The organism is Aerococcus sp. L_32, from assembly GCF_050689315.1.
Genome location: NZ_JBOEQF010000035.1, coordinates 1 through 16,300, shown reverse-complemented (window position 1 = coordinate 16,300; position 16,300 = coordinate 1). Strand labels below are relative to the sequence as shown.

Annotated in this window: 18 protein-coding genes; 15 read left to right on the top strand and 3 right to left on the bottom strand. The window is 37.5% G+C overall.

What is annotated here, in order from left to right:
- The 3 genes from rimM to ACRCJ0_RS04130 form a co-directional block, all read left to right on the top strand.
- On the top strand, nucleotides 1–303 hold a 303-nt coding region (gene rimM, locus ACRCJ0_RS04140; protein WP_431389580.1), incomplete at its 5' end, for a ribosome maturation factor RimM.
- On the top strand, nucleotides 303–1,040 hold the full coding sequence (gene trmD, locus ACRCJ0_RS04135) for a tRNA (guanosine(37)-N1)-methyltransferase TrmD (protein WP_418149534.1): 738 nt from the start codon (nucleotides 303–305) through the stop codon (nucleotides 1,038–1,040). The genes rimM and trmD, both read left to right, overlap by 1 nt.
- A 117-nt stretch (nucleotides 1,041–1,157) precedes the next feature.
- The gene (locus ACRCJ0_RS04130; protein ID WP_431384944.1) at nucleotides 1,158–1,595 is read left to right on the top strand and encodes a DUF2188 domain-containing protein; all 438 of its coding nucleotides are present in this window, start codon (nucleotides 1,158–1,160) and stop codon (nucleotides 1,593–1,595) included.
- Nucleotides 1,596–1,665: 70 nt separating this feature from the next.
- Here ACRCJ0_RS04130 and ACRCJ0_RS04125 read toward each other — a convergent pair whose 3' ends face one another.
- Nucleotides 1,666–3,177 (bottom strand): pyruvate kinase, encoded by a 1,512-nt coding sequence (locus ACRCJ0_RS04125; RefSeq protein ID WP_431389579.1) that lies wholly within the window; start codon nucleotides 3,175–3,177, stop codon nucleotides 1,666–1,668.
- A gap of 188 nt (nucleotides 3,178–3,365) precedes the next feature.
- On the opposite strand from ACRCJ0_RS04125, the gene ACRCJ0_RS04120 reads away from it, so the two are divergent.
- From ACRCJ0_RS04120 to ACRCJ0_RS04110, 3 genes are all read left to right on the top strand, one after another.
- Nucleotides 3,366–3,821 (top strand): HIT family protein, encoded by a 456-nt coding sequence (locus ACRCJ0_RS04120; RefSeq protein ID WP_431389578.1) that lies wholly within the window; start codon nucleotides 3,366–3,368, stop codon nucleotides 3,819–3,821.
- Between the two features lie 200 nt (nucleotides 3,822–4,021).
- Nucleotides 4,022–4,378 (top strand): 50S ribosomal protein L19, encoded by a 357-nt coding sequence (rplS, locus tag ACRCJ0_RS04115; RefSeq protein ID WP_431389577.1) that lies wholly within the window; start codon nucleotides 4,022–4,024, stop codon nucleotides 4,376–4,378.
- A 486-nt stretch (nucleotides 4,379–4,864) separates the two neighbouring features.
- Nucleotides 4,865–5,902 carry a PTS transporter subunit IIC gene (locus tag ACRCJ0_RS04110; protein WP_059135055.1) on the top strand — a complete coding sequence of 346 codons (1,038 nt, stop codon included), beginning with the start codon at nucleotides 4,865–4,867 and terminating at the stop codon, nucleotides 5,900–5,902.
- 4 nt (nucleotides 5,903–5,906) lie between these two features.
- Here the strand turns inward: ACRCJ0_RS04110 and ACRCJ0_RS04105 are convergent, their stop codons facing one another.
- Nucleotides 5,907–6,803 (bottom strand): LysR family transcriptional regulator, encoded by an 897-nt coding sequence (locus tag ACRCJ0_RS04105; protein WP_079094509.1) that lies wholly within the window; start codon nucleotides 6,801–6,803, stop codon nucleotides 5,907–5,909.
- Nucleotides 6,804–6,875: 72 nt separating this feature from the next.
- On the opposite strand from ACRCJ0_RS04105, the gene ACRCJ0_RS04100 reads away from it, so the two are divergent.
- The 5 genes from ACRCJ0_RS04100 to ACRCJ0_RS04080 all read left to right on the top strand — a co-directional run bounded on the left by ACRCJ0_RS04100 (nucleotide 6,876) and on the right by ACRCJ0_RS04080 (nucleotide 11,193).
- Nucleotides 6,876–7,796, top strand: a complete 921-nt coding sequence (locus tag ACRCJ0_RS04100) for a 2-dehydropantoate 2-reductase (protein ID WP_059135054.1) — start codon at nucleotides 6,876–6,878, stop codon at nucleotides 7,794–7,796.
- A 472-nt stretch (nucleotides 7,797–8,268) separates the two neighbouring features.
- Nucleotides 8,269–9,561: a ClC family H(+)/Cl(-) exchange transporter gene (locus ACRCJ0_RS04095; protein WP_419971198.1), complete on the top strand. Its 1,293-nt coding sequence runs from the start codon at nucleotides 8,269–8,271 to the stop codon at nucleotides 9,559–9,561.
- A 23-nt stretch (nucleotides 9,562–9,584) separates the two neighbouring features.
- The gene (locus ACRCJ0_RS04090; protein ID WP_431384946.1) at nucleotides 9,585–10,079 is read left to right on the top strand and encodes a GNAT family N-acetyltransferase; all 495 of its coding nucleotides are present in this window, start codon (nucleotides 9,585–9,587) and stop codon (nucleotides 10,077–10,079) included.
- A 538-nt stretch (nucleotides 10,080–10,617) separates the two neighbouring features.
- Nucleotides 10,618–10,968 (top strand): hypothetical protein, encoded by a 351-nt coding sequence (locus ACRCJ0_RS04085; protein WP_431384947.1) that lies wholly within the window; start codon nucleotides 10,618–10,620, stop codon nucleotides 10,966–10,968.
- 48 nt (nucleotides 10,969–11,016) lie between these two features.
- Nucleotides 11,017–11,193 carry a hypothetical protein gene (locus tag ACRCJ0_RS04080; protein WP_431389575.1) on the top strand — a complete coding sequence of 59 codons (177 nt, stop codon included), beginning with the start codon at nucleotides 11,017–11,019 and terminating at the stop codon, nucleotides 11,191–11,193.
- A 447-nt stretch (nucleotides 11,194–11,640) separates the two neighbouring features.
- Here ACRCJ0_RS04080 and ACRCJ0_RS04075 read toward each other — a convergent pair whose 3' ends face one another.
- A complete protein-coding gene (locus ACRCJ0_RS04075) occupies nucleotides 11,641–13,056 on the bottom strand; it encodes an aldehyde dehydrogenase family protein (RefSeq protein ID WP_431384948.1) in 1,416 nt (471 codons plus the stop codon).
- A 312-nt stretch (nucleotides 13,057–13,368) separates the two neighbouring features.
- On the opposite strand from ACRCJ0_RS04075, the gene ACRCJ0_RS04070 reads away from it, so the two are divergent.
- From ACRCJ0_RS04070 to ACRCJ0_RS04055, 4 genes are all read left to right on the top strand, one after another.
- On the top strand, nucleotides 13,369–14,373 hold the full coding sequence (locus tag ACRCJ0_RS04070; RefSeq protein WP_431384949.1) for a Gfo/Idh/MocA family protein: 1,005 nt from the start codon (nucleotides 13,369–13,371) through the stop codon (nucleotides 14,371–14,373).
- 106 nt (nucleotides 14,374–14,479) lie between these two features.
- Nucleotides 14,480–14,662 carry a hypothetical protein gene (locus ACRCJ0_RS04065; RefSeq protein ID WP_419971192.1) on the top strand — a complete coding sequence of 61 codons (183 nt, stop codon included), beginning with the start codon at nucleotides 14,480–14,482 and terminating at the stop codon, nucleotides 14,660–14,662.
- A gap of 624 nt (nucleotides 14,663–15,286) precedes the next feature.
- Nucleotides 15,287–15,790, top strand: a complete 504-nt coding sequence (locus ACRCJ0_RS04060) for a hypothetical protein (protein ID WP_431384950.1) — start codon at nucleotides 15,287–15,289, stop codon at nucleotides 15,788–15,790.
- Nucleotides 15,791–16,189: 399 nt separating this feature from the next.
- A partial coding sequence (locus ACRCJ0_RS04055) for a phosphoribosylaminoimidazolesuccinocarboxamide synthase (protein ID WP_431389581.1) occupies nucleotides 16,190–16,300 on the top strand: 111 nt, incomplete at its 3' end.

Here is a 16,300-nt window from a genome sequence, read left to right as displayed (position 1 = left end):
CTAAAAGTCGCTGGAACTGAGCGTGAAGCAGACCAGTTGGAGGAAAATGAATTTTATTATGATGACATTATTGGTTTAGAAGTCTATACGACTGATGAGACTTATCTAGGCAAGGTCCGTGAGATTACGTCACTACCGTCTAATGATGTGTGGGCTATTCAGCGTCCAAATAAAGGGAAAGATATTTTGATTCCTTATATTGAAGATATTGTGTTAGAGATTGATTTGGCTGATAACCGAGTTGTGATTGACCCGATGGACGGTCTAATTGATGATGTGGACGCGGAAAAGGGTGACGCCTAATGCAGATTGATGTATTAAGCCTTTTTCCAGAGATGTTTGAAGGTCCGATGAACACGTCGATTATTGGGAAAGCCCAGGAAAAAGGGGTGGCCAATATCGACATTACGGACTTTCGTAAGTTTGCGGTGAATAAACACGGACATGTGGATGATTACCCATATGGCGGTGGTGCTGGGATGTTGCTGCGGGTTGACCCGATTAATGATGCCTTAGAAGAAATTGAGGGCAAGCATCCTGATACGAAAAAGCGGGTTATTTTGATGGATCCAGCTGGTGAAACTTTTACGCAAAAGCATGCGGAATCATTTGCTGAAGATGACCATTTAATTTTTATTTGTGGCCATTACGAAGGCTATGACGAGCGGATTCGGTCATATGTAACCGATGAAATTTCGGTTGGAGATTATGTACTTACTGGTGGCGAATTAGGCGCTATGATTGTAATCGATGCGACTGTCCGCTTGCTTGAAGATGCGGTTGGGAACGAGGAATCAATCACTGGTGATTCTTTCTCAACGGGACTGCTAGAATACCCACAATATACGCGTCCAGCTGAATATAAAGGCATGACGGTGCCGGATGTATTAATGTCTGGTAACCATGCTAAGATTGCTGACTGGAAGGGGAAAGAGTCCTTACGCCGGACCTATGAACGTCGACCAGATATGCTGGAAAATTATCCATTAACGGACCAACAAGCCAAATGGTTAGAAGAAATTAAAGCTGAAGCTGAATAGGACGGATAAGAGCGGTCTATTGTGTGGATCACAGTTTCACGATAGTTTTAATATGGCTATCCTTTTTATATATTCCCTATTCCTGATACAATATGAGTTAAGAATGGGGGCGATGTTATGCCATGGAATATGCAAGATTATCCTGACAGTTTAAAAAACTTTAATGAGGTTGAACGCAAGAAGATTATTGAGATCATGAATGCCATGGAAGCTTCGGGTTACAAAGAGGCAGATTTAATACCAATTGCAATCCAACAAGGTAAAGAATGGTATCAGAATGCTTCTGATACAGAGATTGCGGAAGTTAAACAGGCAACCAATCCCCAAAAGAGTGATAAGCATGATACTGAATCAGCCAATCCTGATTTGATGGATGAGGACGTTCAAGTGAAATTTGATCACGAGAATGCGCAATGGCAAGTGATTACCGTGAAGGCAAAGCGTGCTGCGGATACTTTTGATGTAAAAGAGGATGCCATAAAGCGGGCTAAGGAAATTGCTGATAACAAGGGGACAAAAGTCATTACCTATACTAAGGATGGTAAGCGACAATAACAATCAAAATATTGTAGTTAGCCATTATAAAAACACCTACCTTTAGGTTATTAGAGGTAGGTGTTTATTTTTATTCGAAAATGGTATTGGCTACGTTTAACTGTTTCATTAAGGCTGTCTTTTTGAATTGGTGTTCATCAATGTCTTCTAAAATTGACCGTAAGAGGTTGATTCCTTCGAGGATATGTTCACCTTTATTTAACATGACACATTCAGCTCGTGACCCCATAGATACATCCGAAATTTCAGCACGTGAAGGTACGCCTGATTTTACCAAGGATTCAAGGACCTGGGTGGCCCAAATTACAGGGATTTGCGCCGCCTCGCAGAACCAAAGAATTTCTTCTTGGACAACAGATAGTCGTAGATAGCCGACTTCTACAGCTAAGTCTCCTCTAGCAATCATAATACCTGTTGGTCGGTAGCGGTTTGCTTCGATAATGATATTGATGAGGTTCTCAAAACCAGAGACGGTTTCTAGTTTGATCGTCGCTAATTTATCTTGGTCGTTGGTTACTTTGTCAGCCATGACTTGATTGATGTGGCGGACGTCTTCTAAGTTATGAACGAAGGAGAAGCCAATCACGTCAGCAGCTTCTTTAGAAAAAGCCAAATCATTGATATCTTTATCGGTTAATACAGGGATATTTAACTCACGATCCGGGAAGTTGATGCCTTTCGTGGCTTTCACTTTCTTACCGTTTGATGCCATTTGGGTGATGCGAATTTTTACTCCTTCAGGATAAGTTTTTTGGACTTTACCTATAATTTTACCATCATCAAGTGACACCGCCTCATCAACCTTTAAATCTTGAATAATTTCTGGAATTGGACAGGATAAGACAATTTCACAATCATAAAAATCTTTTAATACTGTATCACTTGTGAGGAAAAAACTATCCCCCTCATAAAGCTTGGGGTTTTGTAGGGTGGTATAGATGGCTTGAATGCGTACTTTAGGACCAGCAATGTCAGTAAAAATTTTAATGTCGCGCTCGTATTTCTTGCCAGCTTGATGAATATTTTCAACCATTTTCCGCCAAGTAGATACATCATCATGGGCACAGTTAATACGGGCTACGTCTAAACCTGACTCTACCATGCGATCAACTAGGTCCTGGTCAGAGGCGGCTTCATTGGGCATAGTCACCATAATGCGGGAATAACGATTCTCAGCACCTGAGCCAAAGAAAACATTGGTGAGTTGGTCAAGTGTAGACCCGTGTCCTTGACTGGTTTTTGTCATATGCTCAGGAATATCAACTGCAGGCATGCTGGCACTTTTTGCTAAATGATAAGCGACTAAATCAAGGGTAGATAATACATGGCCTTCGAGACGACCGAGTGAAGAAAGACCAAGATTTCCCAATTTTAATTGTAGGTTGCGGATATCACGGCGACGAAGGGCGACATAATAGGCAAAATTTAAGGCTGCTTCTTTAAAATCTTCGCGGAGGGTGGAAGGATTCCAGGATGCATAAATTTGTTGGCCATCTTGATAGACGGTATTACGTAGGTCGGATACTTCTAGATATAAATCTTTGTAAATATTGTTTATTTCTTGTTTGTCGTTTGTCATCATTTTGTCTCCTTATCACTGATTTGTAACCGTTTCCTATTTAACTATCATTATATCGTGAAAGAAGTCAACTAACAAATATTTGTAAGGTGGCATTGAGGTATTTTATTGAATAAATTGTTATTTGCTCCGATCAGAATGATCAAGCTGTGATAGAATAAGGATAACAAATTATAGGGAGCCTTTTAATTATGACTGAACATTACTTAGATCCAGAATGTGGCTATTGCCAAGCACAATCACATCCAGAGGAAAAACATGTAGGCGATTTTGCTTACTTAGTGGGTGAATTAGCGAATTCTGTAGTGGTTGTCTTTAACGAACAATCACATCCAGGACGCGTTATCGTAGCCCATAAAAAACATGTGAGTGAAATGGTTGATTTAACTGATGCAGAACGCAATGATTACTTTGCGGAAGTAAACCAAGTAGCCAAAGCTTTGCATAAATTGTTTAATCCAGACAAAATCAACTATGGTGCCTACGGAGATGGTGGAAGCCATTTACATTTCCACTTAGTACCTAAGTATGAAGGTGAAGTCGAATGGGGTACACCATTCGCTATGAACCCAGGTGAAACATTCTTAACAGACGATGCTGCTTATGAAAAAATTGCTGCAGACTTAAGAGCAGAATTGGGATTATAATAGTTAGCAATAAAGTTTTTGCTTGGTTTGAATTCACTATTTGGTCTAAGATAGATTTCTTTTTTAATTTTTTTCAACTTTCTATTTACAATAAGTAATAAATTTGATATACTTTTAAAGGTGTTGTTTCAACACATACTTTATGATATTCCGCTGTGGCAAAATTGCCATATGAGTGTTGTTGGAAGGAGAGAATCTAAATGAGTAATTTAATTGATCAAATCACTTCAGAACAACTACGTAACGATGTACCTGACTTCCGTCCTGGGGACACTGTTCGTGTACACGCGAAAGTTGTTGAGGGTGAACGCGAACGTATCCAGTTATTTGACGGTGTTGTTATCCAACGTCGTGGTGCTGGTATCAGCGAAACTTACACTGTTCGTAAAATTTCAAACGGTGTTGGTGTTGAACGTACTTTCCCAGTACACACTCCACGCGTAGCTAAAATTGAAGTATTACGTCAAGGTAAAGTTCGTCGTGCTAAATTGTTCTACTTACGTGAATTACACGGTAAAGCAGCACGTATTCCAGAACGTCGCCGTAAACAAAAATAATGCTACTACAGTAGCTATACAGAGAATCCCGATCAAGTTTATCTTGGTCGGGATTTTTTTTATGCAAAAATTTATGTTTATCGAGATTCTATTACATGATTTTTTATAAGCGAAGATTTTCTTTTCAGTTTGTCGTAGACAAATATTGAAAGAGAAGGTCTTCGCTTTTTTATATGGTTCGTTATTTGGGAATATTATTATATACAATGCAATAAAACATTGGATATTTATGAGCTTAAAATCAGTAAAATTAAAAGTATGTGAAATTATTAATTTGATTAATGGCGGTATAAATAAAGACAAATTGTGTATATAAAAGGGGTAGTTTAAACTACAAGTATAGACATAGGTAACGTTTATTTGAATGTTCACATATTATGCTACACAAACTGTTGAGTGATTTATTTCAAAAATGCTATGTCGATATATTTGCAACCCCTTACAAACGGCCGTGTAAGGATTTGCCCAAAGAAAGGGATTTTACTAATGAAACAAAAATTAAATGCAGGGGCATTTTTCAATAAGGTGCTTGCGGGTACTGCACAAGGTACGATTATAGCCTTAATCCCCAACGCAGTATTATCTGGGATATTATCTTATGTTGATCAAAATTTCCTTGCCAGCATAGTCATTCAAGCAGCAGTTATTTTCCAATTAGCGACACCATTAATTATTGGTTGTTTAATCGCTAAACAATTTGACTTCAATCCAATGAAAATCATGATCACCGGTGGTGCAGCTTTTGTTGGATCAGGTGTCATTAAGTTTGATGACGCGGTCCAAGCTTATGTAGGTGCTGGAACAGGTGATGTCATCAATATTATGATTACAGCCTCAGTTGCTATTCTTTTATTCAAATTGATTGGTGATAAATTTGGTTCAATTGCCATCATTGGGTTACCGATTGTTGTTGGTATTGGCGCTGGTAGCTTTGGGATGTTAATTTACCCAGCTGTTACACAAATTACCTTTGCTATTGGTCACTTAATCAATACCTTTACAGTACTGCAACCCATTTTGATGACAATATTAATAAGCTGCTCTTTTGCCTTTTTAATCATTTCGCCAATCACTACAGTGGGTGTCGGATTAGCGATAGGCTTAACAGGTTTAGCTTCTGGAGCAGCAGCTTTAGGTGTAGCGGCAACGACAATTGTCCTGGTAATCAACTCTTGGAAAGTAAATAAGTCTGGTATTACACTAGCAATCGCTTTAGGTGGTATGAAGATGATGATGCCTAATTTATTTAAAACACCAGTTATCCTATTGCCATGTTTATTAACCGCTGCAGTTTCTGGTGTATTAGGTACCCTATTCAATGTGGTTGGTACGCCTCAGTCAGCTGGTTTTGGTCTAGTTGGTTTAGTTGGACCTTTAGCTTCACTTGATGGTGGCTTGAATTTAATTGGTATTGTTTTAGTTTGGTTTATCGTACCAATCGTCACCACATTTATCGGTCAATTCCTATTTGAAAAAGTATTCAAACTATATCGTAGAGAAGATGTATTCACCTACCAAGGTTAATCACTTAATCAGTGTTAATCGTTTTTAAAATATCAGCGATATAACGGCTGATAGGCTTGTTATTAGTAATACCGATACCAATCGGGAAAAAGTTTTGCTTATCCTTTAAAGGTATCCATTTCAAGTTTAAATGGCTGAAATCATAAAAACGATCATATTCTATGGGTAGCAGGGTAATCGAATTTGACTGATTCAAGCTATGCAAGAGTACTTGGAGATCATTATGGAGGGCGATAATGTCAATATCTAAGTCTGATTCCGACACACGGTTGAGTAACATTCGGCCAATCACAAAGTCGTCTGACATAGATGATATACGGTGACTAGTTAGCTGGTCAAAGGTTAATTCTGCGTGATCGGCTAAATCATGTGAAGCTGGAACCACAACATAAACATGATAACCCTTGATGGCTCCAGAGAGTGGTTCAATGTTTAATACGTCTGGGTAATAATTCGGCAGTGATAGAATCGCCACGTCAAGTGCATCTTCAGCTAACATTTTTTGAAGTTGGTAAGATCCCCCTTGGAAAATGCTCAATTCTACTTGAGGATGACGCGTGATATAGGAAGAAATCTGTTCCATGAATTGCATGGCATAAAGCGTATTTAATCCCAATCGAACAGATTCTTTAACATCCGTTTGTTTACTTTGTTGCAAATCTACGTGTAGTTGATTCACTTGCTCTAAAATCGCTTTTCCTTGCTTATAAACAATTTCACCTTGTTCAGTCAAGGTGTACTCATTACCAGTTCGGTAAAAAAGGCTAGTATCTAAGGTAGTTTCGAGTTTTTTCAAAGCTAGAGATAGGGTAGGTTGCGTTACAAAAAGGTTATTCGCAGCAGTGGTAATACTTTGCGTCTCGTATATTTCAATAAAATATTTTAGTTGTATGAGATTCATCACTTTAACTCCTTGTATGAATAGAAAATTTAAAAATGTAGTAAATATTAAATAAAAGAAAGAAGGCAAAAAATGTTAACTTATATTGCAGGATCAGGTGCTATGGGATGTAGATTTGGTGCATCTTTAGCTGAAATAGGCGAAAAAGTCATTTTATTAGATAATTGGGATGCTCATATTCAAGCTATCCAGCAAGATGGTCTAAAAATAAGTGGTGAAACTGAAAAAACGATTCAGATCCCGATTATGCGACCAGAAGAAGCCCAAGAACCCGCTGATTTGATTATTTTGTTTACAAAAGCAATGCAATTACCGGATATGCTACAAAGTATCAAACAGATTATTCATGAAGACACCAAGGTGTTATGTCTATTGAACGGTTTAGGTCACCAAGATGTGATTAGCCAGTATATTCCTAAGGAAGCTATCATCATGGGCGTAACAGTTTGGACTGCAGCATTAGTTGGACCAGGACATGTTAAATTAAATGGTACCGGTGAAGTAAACTTACAAAGCTTAGAAGAAGAGGGCGCACCGGTTGGTCGTCAAGTAGCAGAGTTACTAAGTGCAGCTCATCTAAATGCGACATATGATACGGATGTATTTAATTCAATTTGGCGTAAAGCATGCGTAAATGGTACGATGAATTCTAACTGTGCAGTATTAGATTGTACAATCGGCGAACTATTCTCTACAGAAGATGGCGAGGAAATTGTAAATACGACGATTAAAGAGTTCATATCAATCGCGAAACATGAAAACATAACGGTAGATGAGAAGTCTATTACGGATTATGTGTATAAAACTTCTGTAAAAGCCGCTGAGCACTATCCCTCAATGCATCAAGATTTAGTTCAACATAAACGTATGACAGAAATTGATTATTTAAACGGTTACATTTCTCGCAAAGGAAAAGAATACGGTATCGATACGCCTTACTGTGATTATGTCACACAGATGATTCATCTGAAAGAATCATTATTGGTAAAATAAAATTTTTGGCATATACCACAATATTTTTAGTAGATAGTGATATAAAATTTTAATCTGGTCATTTAATTAATATGTACTATAACATATAAATGTGGCACTAGAAAGGTATATACTACTGGCATTAATAATCAGATTGCGTATAAAAGTATAGCATATAAAGGTAAAGCATATAAAGGGTTAGGGCTGAACGCCTGGCCCTTTTTATCATTAAAAAATCTAGTATTGCAACGATAAAAGGTTGATGTGATAAGTAAAATAGTATTTCAGAATACCAGAAAATATATTGGGCATGGCTTAATTTAAACGGCTAGCTATCTGAAAATCTGTTATGATGATAGATGTGCTACTTCCGTTTGACATGAAAAGGAGAAGATGTTTTGAAATTGAGCAGTCAGTATTTCCATGTCTTAATAATACGCGCTATTTAATTATTAACAGAGTGCTTCTTGGTTAAAAGGGAGTAAATAATCGTTTGGAAGAAAGGAAGATGAACGGTATGGACGAGGGTCGATTAAATTATCGGTTAGGTCTATTATCGATTATAACGGGGATAATCGTAGGAATTGTGGTGTCGGGATTTCGACTGGCTATTCCAGCAATTATGCATGTAGTTGAAAGTATTTTAATTTGGGGGCAGACCTCCATTTGGCACAGTATCGGCTTTGTTTTGATGTTTGCGGTTATTGGCTGCATTGTGGCTTGGACAGCTAAGCAGGAACCTATGATTGGTGGGTCTGGTATTCCACAAATTGCCGGGAAATTAAGCGGTAAGCTCAATTTTCCATGGACATCGGTCTTATTTTATAAATTATTAGGTGGTTTATTGGCTATCGGATCGGGGTTGACGCTTGGACGTGAAGGACCATCCGTTCAGATTGGGGCGGCGATCGGTCAAGGGGTGGCAGAAGTTACTAAAACGCCTGCTAAGTCCGGTAAATACTTGATAGTTGGGGCTGCAGGCGCCGGTTTAGCGACAGCTTTTAATGCCCCTGTTTCCGGTATTATTTTCTGCTTAGAGGAATTATTGAAGAAGGTGACCCGTCGTGGTTTCTTGTCTGCCACTTTAACAATTATTACAGCATCTTTAGTATCGATTGCATTGATTGGGGATGATGCTGCTATCACTATTCCTCAAGCTTTACGTGTGGAAATAGCTACTTACCCGTATTTAATTATTTTAGGGGTCTTGTTAGGTTTATCAGGTGTACTTTTTAATAAAGTTATCATGTGGGCCAAAGCTTTATATAGCAAATGGACTGCCCCAACTTTTTGGAAAATGGTTTTCCCTTTTGTGCTCACGGCAATTGTATTATTGATGGATGCACGGTTGATTGGATCGGGTGAACAATTGATTTTATTACCATTTTTGGATAATCCTAGCGTGATGACATTGGTTTATTTATTCATATCAAAAATGGTGTTACTTGGTGTGGCTTTCGGGTCAGGAATTCCAGGGGGGATCTTTTTCCCATTATTATCTCTTGGGGCTTTAGTAGGTAATATCTATGCAAGTGGCTTACAAGCTTTAGGACTGGTGGACGCATACACAATCATGGTTTTCACGGTCATCGCCATGTCAGCCCACTTCGCAGCTATTGTGCGGGCACCATTGACGGGGATATTCTTGATACTTGAAATGACGGGCGGGTCGATTCAATACCTGCTACCAATTGCCATCGTGACATATATTGCTTACTTTATAGCTGAAATCTGCCAATCAAAACCGGTATATGAATCATTGTTGGGATTGATGGTGAAAGCGTAGAATGAGCCTATAGGAGGGCAAATATGCAGACAAATTTTAGACAAGCAGCATTAAATGATTTAGACCGTATTATGGTCATTGAAGAGAGCGGCTTTACCCCTGAGGAAGCAGCGAGTCGAGAAGCTATGGCTGAGCGGGTAGCGGTCATTCCAGATACTTTTATACTGGCGACAGACCAGGAAGGAACGATATTGGGTTATGTTGTGGGTCCGGTGATTAAAGACCGGTATTTACATGATGACTTGTTTGAGAAAACGGTAGCCAATCCGGTAGTCGGTGGCTATGTGGGTGTGTTGAGTCTGGTGGTGGATCCCGCATTTCACGGTCAAGGCATTGCCAGTAAGTTGTTGGATGAACTGGCAGATCGTGCGAAAAAGAGCGGCCGAGTTGGCATTAGCTTGACTTGTTTAGAGGGATTAATTCCTTTTTACGAGCGGAATGGCTATGTGAATGAAGGTATTTCGGATTCAACCCATGCCGGTGAAACATGGTATAACTTGGTTTTGTATTTGAAATAGCTATGATAAAAACCTTGATTAAGGCTCTGATTGATAGGATCGATTGGGCGTCTTTTTTGATGTGAAAAAATTGAATTATACTATATGAGGTATAATTTTATGATATGCTAGAAGTAAGAAGTAGTTTTAACGATTAAATAAAAAATAGAAATGTTTGTTTGGGGGGGAGTAAAAATGAATAAACAATTACTATGGGCGCTCAATTTATTAGGCATATTGGGTTATGTGGTACTATCAATTGTTTTGCCATGGTCTCTAATTGTTAGAGTGTATCTATTTATATTGATTTGTTCTTTCTACTACACAATTGATCAAATTGGTAAATTATTAAATACGAGACGAGGTTGGATAAGAGGATCTTGCTAGGTTTATCTATAGTACTCTTTAGTCAAACTTTTTGGAGTGAAAACAATCAGGTAGCAATCTACTTAATGCTGTTCATCATTTTTTGTACAGTAACTTACGTCTTGTTTTTCAAAAGTGAAGCGAGTTGAGATAAATCGTTTTAAGGATAAGTTATTCAGCGGGAGGGATATAAATGATTGTTGAAAAATTTGTTAAAAATAGTATATGGGTAGCGCTTCTAATCTATATTGGTGTTGTATTTATTTTTCCAGATAATCGAGCATTAGAAGATGCCATACATAGACTGTTTACCGTTACTATTTTAATAAATGCTTTCTTTATCGATAGAGAAGAAGATGCTATCTATAATCATACAATTTCAAAAATTTTGATAGGCATTCTGCTTGTATTCTTTATAGGCACTGCTATATTTGCCCCTTATAATCAGCAACTAAACAAAATTTCTGCTATCGCACTATTTACAGTGATTCTCACTATGTTGATTATTTATTACATAAGGAAGTATCTGATAAAAAGAACGTAATCTTTTTGACAATTATGGGGAGTGTTGTTTGACGAGGTGGCATTAGATATGGAAATTAGAAAATATATTACTATTGCTGGTGTAGTAGCTATAATATTTTATCTAGCTACCTTTGTCGTTCCATATAACGGCCAAGTCTATCGCTTTTCTGTGATACTATTATTCATTTACTTATTTGTAATAATTATTGTAGAGATAATAAATCATGATTTTAATGCAAAATGATTTATTTATATTCAAGCTACCTACGGTTTAGAAGACCGTTGCTCTCTAACGAAAGGAAACTTTGAAGATTTTGCGGGTAATAGAGACAAAGAGGAAGTAAATTTTGGCTCTACAATATATATGACTGATGACTTCAAAAATGAACTGAATGTACCAGTACCACCAAATGTTTTAGAGCTGTGTTGTTTCGAATGATATTAAACATTGAATCACTCCCTCTCATGCTTTTTATAGTTATGTTATTTCGAATGGTATCATCTATTATTTGTTTTCAAGTAATTATCGTAAAAAGTATATTATTCCATAATTATTGACATGATCTTCATCTGTTGCATCTTCATTCTTCGTTATGACCAATTTTAAAGCCCTGGTATTAGGTGGTGTAAACTACCTAATATCAGGGCTTTTTTGATAAACCAATATGAATTTTTCTTAATATACTATTATTTAATCTTCTAAGAAGATCGCTTTAGTTTCTAAGTAGTCTTCAACACCAAATAGACCGTTTTCGCGACCTAGTCCGGATTGTTTGTAGCCACCAAATGGCGCAAGCGGATTACGTTCTGATTTGTTTACAAAGATATTACCAGTTCGTAATTGCTTAGCTACTTTATAAGCATCTTCAGTAGGTCCAACTACTGCACCTGAAAGGCCGTAAATTGAGTCATTTGCAATTTCAATGGCTTCTTCTTCAGTATCATATGTGATGATGACAAGTACAGGACCAAAAATTTCTTCTTGGGCAATCGTCATATCATTAGTGACATTTGTAAAGACAGTAGGTGTTACAAAATGACCAGTTTCAATGGCTGGTTTTTTATCACCGACTAAAACTTTAGCCCCTTCAGCTTTACCTTTTTCAATATAGTCGAGTACTGTTTTCTTTTGATTAGCGGATACCATTGGGCCAACAAGCGTATTTGGATCAGCAGGATCACCGATAACGACGTTCTCTTCATAGAAAGATTTTACTTCAGCTTCTACATCAGCTAATTCGTCTTTAGGTACTAACAGTCTTGTAAGTGCAGTACAAGTTTGCCCTTGGTTGTTTAAAATAGTGCCCATTGCTTTTTTAACTGCAAAGGATAAATCGCCACCAGGTAAATAAACTAACGCAGATTTACCACCTAGTTCAAGAATGATATGCTTGATGCCTTTAGCAGCATTTTCATACAGTCCTTGACCAACTTCGGTTGACCCAGTAAAGGAAACAACGGCGACATCTTCATGTTCTGCTAGATAGTTACCAGCTCCACTACCGCTTCCAAGAATTAGGTTGAATACACCTTTTGGAAAGCCTACTTTTTCAGCTAATTCAAATAGTTTGACTGCAGTGAGTGGTGTATCAGATGCTGGTTTAACAACTACGGTATTCCCAGCTAATAAAGCAGGTGTGATTTTCCGTTGAATTTGATTTAATGGATAGTTCCAAGGTGTGATTGCAGCAACTACACCATAACCTTCTTTAATGACTTTAGTATTGCCAATTTCTTCCGTTAAATTGTAGTCTTTAATGGCCTCAACTGTAGCTGACATTTCATCAATGGCTAAACCAACTTGTCCTGACTCGGAGAAGGTCTTGGCAGCACCAAATTCTTCAACAATAATGTCACGAATCTCTTCTTTGTGGGCTTTGATTTCAGCTAATAATTTTTCTACATAACCGGTTCTTTCTTCAAGGGATAGATTATTCCAAGCGGGAAAGGCCGTCTTAGCTGCTTCAACTGCTTGATCAACATCTTCATTTGCAGAGTATGCGACTTGGGCAAATGTTTCTTCAGTTGTCGGGTTTTCTACGTCTTTATATTCATTATTGGTAGGGGCTGTCCACACACCGTTAATGAAATTGTTATACTTTTTCATGAGAAATCCTCCTTAAAATCTTTTGCCTAACTATCTTATATGATAAACGACATTTGAATAGCTGGCTAGTGAAACGCCTGTAGGTTAGTGGGATGTTTTTTGTTGCTTAATCATTACCCAGTAGTTCAAAAATAGACATCTTTTAGTTTTTATAATGATGTTTTATCGTTTGCTTTGTATGAAATTAAATGAAAGATGAATTTTCTTGTAAAAAGGGCTAGAATTTGTCTATACAGACGCTTATAATTAGCTATCAGAAAACAATGTTAACACCTAATTTTGCGGTATTTTTAGGGTAATGGAGGGGTAGATTTGAAATTAGGGATAGCGGGGACTGGGAAAGTCGTTGAGCAATTTTTGCCGGTAATTGCCGAGTTGCCAGAAATACAAGTGACTGCAATTAATTCAACACCAAAAAGTGTTGATAAGGCAATCGTCTTTCAAGAACAATACGGAATTGATCAAGTCTTTAGCGATTACAGTCAATTCCTAACAGAAGCAGATATTGATACAGTTTATGTTGCAGTAATTAATAATTTACATTTTCCTTTTGCTAAGGAAGCCTTACTTCACGGTAAGCATGTAATTTGTGAAAAACCTTTTACGATGTCACAAAAGGAATTAATTGAATTAGAACGACTATCCATTGATTACGATTTAGTATTGGCTGAGGCTGTAACAGGGCAGTTCGTTGAAAATTACGGTAAAATCCGCGAACTTTTACCACTCCTTGGCGATATTAAGTTAATCGAATGCAATTTCTCCAAATATTCGAGTAAGTATGACTCTTTCACAGCAGGTAACGTTTTACCCGTCTTTGATGCTAAAAATGGTGGTGGTGCCTTGATGGATTTAAATTCATCCAATATACATTTCGTTGTTGGCTTAATTGGTAGACCAGATAAGGTCGCTTATTATCCAAATATTGAAAACTCTATTGATACATCAGGTGTGTTGATTATGGACTATGGCTACACAAAAGCCGTATGTATGGCTTCAAAGGATTCTACAGGGAAAAATGGGGCAACGATTCAAGGGACTAAAGGCACTATTAAGGTAAATAGCGCGACGAATAGGGTCACATCATTCGATATCTGGACAAATGAGGGGTATACAGACCACTTTGAATTAAATACATGCGAGCATAAAATGGGTGCGGAATTTAAGATTTTTGCCAATTGGATTGATCATGGTGACACGATGTTTGCAGAAGAACACTTAGCCCAAAGTTTAACTGTTATGGAAGTCTTAGACATGGCTATCGCAGATTCAGACCTAAAAGAAGACCCTTTTTGGGAACCAAAACTGACATTTTAAGATTATTTAAGTCCGGATATTTTATTCGGGCTTTTTTTAATAAACCAAAAGATTTGCCTTAGAGTGCACTCCAGGGGTTAGACTAGATTTACCTGGAGGTGGAAATATGAAAACACGTAATTTAGGTAATAGTGGATTGGTTGTTTCAGAGATTGGTTTTGGTGCAATGGGCATGTCCATAGGATATGGGGTAAGACCAGATAGACAGGACTTGATTCAGGTACTTAGAGATGTTTACGAGATGGGTAATCACTATACACCAGAAATGCAGGTCCGTGTAGGTTTATAACTATGTTTCTTAGGATACTGGGTAAGGTAGTTGGGTTTCTTTCTTGAGTTTATCTCGGCTTTAGTATATGAATATGAAAAAGGTCAGTGAAATCGCCGACGTTTCAGCGCAGAGCATCCGTCATTATGGAAAAATTTACTAATCCATCCTATTAAACGCAATGAGCTACCATTAGCCCTTAGCTAGACCAAATGTTCAATGGGATTTGATTATTTTGATGATTTTACAGATACCTAAACTGTGTAAGATGACCTTGCGACGCCAAGCTCAGTAAAGCCAGGAAAAATTATTTTTTATCTTTCGAATGGTGGCTTTTGGTTACAACCAACTTTATTGCACTTTAATATGGCACGCAAAGTCGCCAACCTGATAGGTCGGAAAGTGATCATGCCTATTTTTCCAAAGGGACCAACCCACAACGTTGTTGATGCCCACAAAAAGATATTAAAACGCTACTTATATTTAATCGAAGAGAAGGGGATTGCCAAAAAAAATTGCTATTCTTGGTGATTCGGCAGGCGGTGCTTTGACGATTTCCTTTATAAAGCAATTGCAAATTCTATGATGAAGAGGACTTTTTAGCTAATAGCTTTCTGACAAGCTTATGTTACAATGATGATAGTAATGAATTTAGAAGATAAACGGAGGAATACCATGCCATCAATTCAACCAATTTTAGAGAAAATGTTTAACGATAAGAAAGTTCCTGTTAAGAAGAATCAATTCAACGAAGATCAAGTTGTTTTCTCAGGTGCTTACCGTATTGCTGAAGACAAAACAATTCCATTTAACGTGGTAGCGCGTGAATTTAAGGAAGGTTCGTCGGTTACAGAATACCAAATCACTTATCGTAAATTAGTCCAAGTAGAGGACTTCAATAACCAAACAAAAGCTTTAGCAGTGATTAATGAAATCAACTTGAAACGTGCAGGCTACTACACTTTAATCTTGACTGGTGACGGAGAAATCTACCTACGTTTATTATCAAGAACAACTGAAGATCCTCAATTATTGTATGAATTAATGGTCTTTGGTTCAGCGACTGCACGTCTTGTGTACCCTGAATTAGAAGAGAAAATTAATGGCAAAAAGGTTGAAGTACTCAAAACCCAACCAAAAGCTGAATAAAAATTCAAATATATAAAAGCTAATCCGCCCCAAAATTTATGTCCAATATTACATGCATGGGCAGATAGGCCGTCATAAGTGCGCAACACGCTGCACTTATGGCGGTCTTTTTTTGCCCATTTTCCCAGTTTGGCCAGCAAATTTTGATAAAATACAAAAGTTGCACAATTGTCATCTGCAATATTAAATTCTTAACGATAAATGCACATCAAAATTCGAATGTTCGTTTATAGGGGTCATTTTCCGGCAGGATTTAACTTTTTTTATTAAAATGTTCATTTTTTGACTTGTCTTTACCTATAAAGTTCGTTAAGGTAAGCACATGATTATCCGGAAAACGAATATTCATAAATAATTCAATGGAAACGTATGTGTTTTAAAAAGGAGCGATTTTTAGCAATGCTTATTTATTCAGGTAAGACAAAAAACTTATTCCAAGATGATAAAGGCCAATATTATTTCCAATTTAAAGACGATGTTACGGGTAAAGATGGGGTATTTGACCCAGGC

What these genes read in the sequence shown, in the direction of transcription:
- trmD (WP_418149534.1), top strand. Translation starts at nt 303, where the DNA reads ATGCAGATTGATGTATTAAGCCTTTTTCCAGAGATGTTTGAAGGTCCG.
- ACRCJ0_RS04130 (WP_431384944.1), top strand. Translation starts at nt 1,158, where the DNA reads ATGCCATGGAATATGCAAGATTATCCTGACAGTTTAAAAAACTTTAAT.
- ACRCJ0_RS04125 (WP_431389579.1), bottom strand. Translation starts at nt 3,177, where the DNA reads ATGATGACAAACGACAAACAAGAAATAAACAATATTTACAAAGATTTA.
- ACRCJ0_RS04120 (WP_431389578.1), top strand. Translation starts at nt 3,366, where the DNA reads ATGACTGAACATTACTTAGATCCAGAATGTGGCTATTGCCAAGCACAA.
- rplS (WP_431389577.1), top strand. Translation starts at nt 4,022, where the DNA reads ATGAGTAATTTAATTGATCAAATCACTTCAGAACAACTACGTAACGAT.
- ACRCJ0_RS04110 (WP_059135055.1), top strand. Translation starts at nt 4,865, where the DNA reads ATGAAACAAAAATTAAATGCAGGGGCATTTTTCAATAAGGTGCTTGCG.
- ACRCJ0_RS04105 (WP_079094509.1), bottom strand. Translation starts at nt 6,803, where the DNA reads ATGAATCTCATACAACTAAAATATTTTATTGAAATATACGAGACGCAA.
- ACRCJ0_RS04100 (WP_059135054.1), top strand. Translation starts at nt 6,876, where the DNA reads ATGTTAACTTATATTGCAGGATCAGGTGCTATGGGATGTAGATTTGGT.
- ACRCJ0_RS04090 (WP_431384946.1), top strand. Translation starts at nt 9,585, where the DNA reads ATGCAGACAAATTTTAGACAAGCAGCATTAAATGATTTAGACCGTATT.
- ACRCJ0_RS04085 (WP_431384947.1), top strand. Translation starts at nt 10,618, where the DNA reads ATGATTGTTGAAAAATTTGTTAAAAATAGTATATGGGTAGCGCTTCTA.
- ACRCJ0_RS04080 (WP_431389575.1), top strand. Translation starts at nt 11,017, where the DNA reads ATGGAAATTAGAAAATATATTACTATTGCTGGTGTAGTAGCTATAATA.
- ACRCJ0_RS04075 (WP_431384948.1), bottom strand. Translation starts at nt 13,056, where the DNA reads ATGAAAAAGTATAACAATTTCATTAACGGTGTGTGGACAGCCCCTACC.
- ACRCJ0_RS04065 (WP_419971192.1), top strand. Translation starts at nt 14,480, where the DNA reads ATGAAAACACGTAATTTAGGTAATAGTGGATTGGTTGTTTCAGAGATT.
- ACRCJ0_RS04060 (WP_431384950.1), top strand. Translation starts at nt 15,287, where the DNA reads ATGAATTTAGAAGATAAACGGAGGAATACCATGCCATCAATTCAACCA.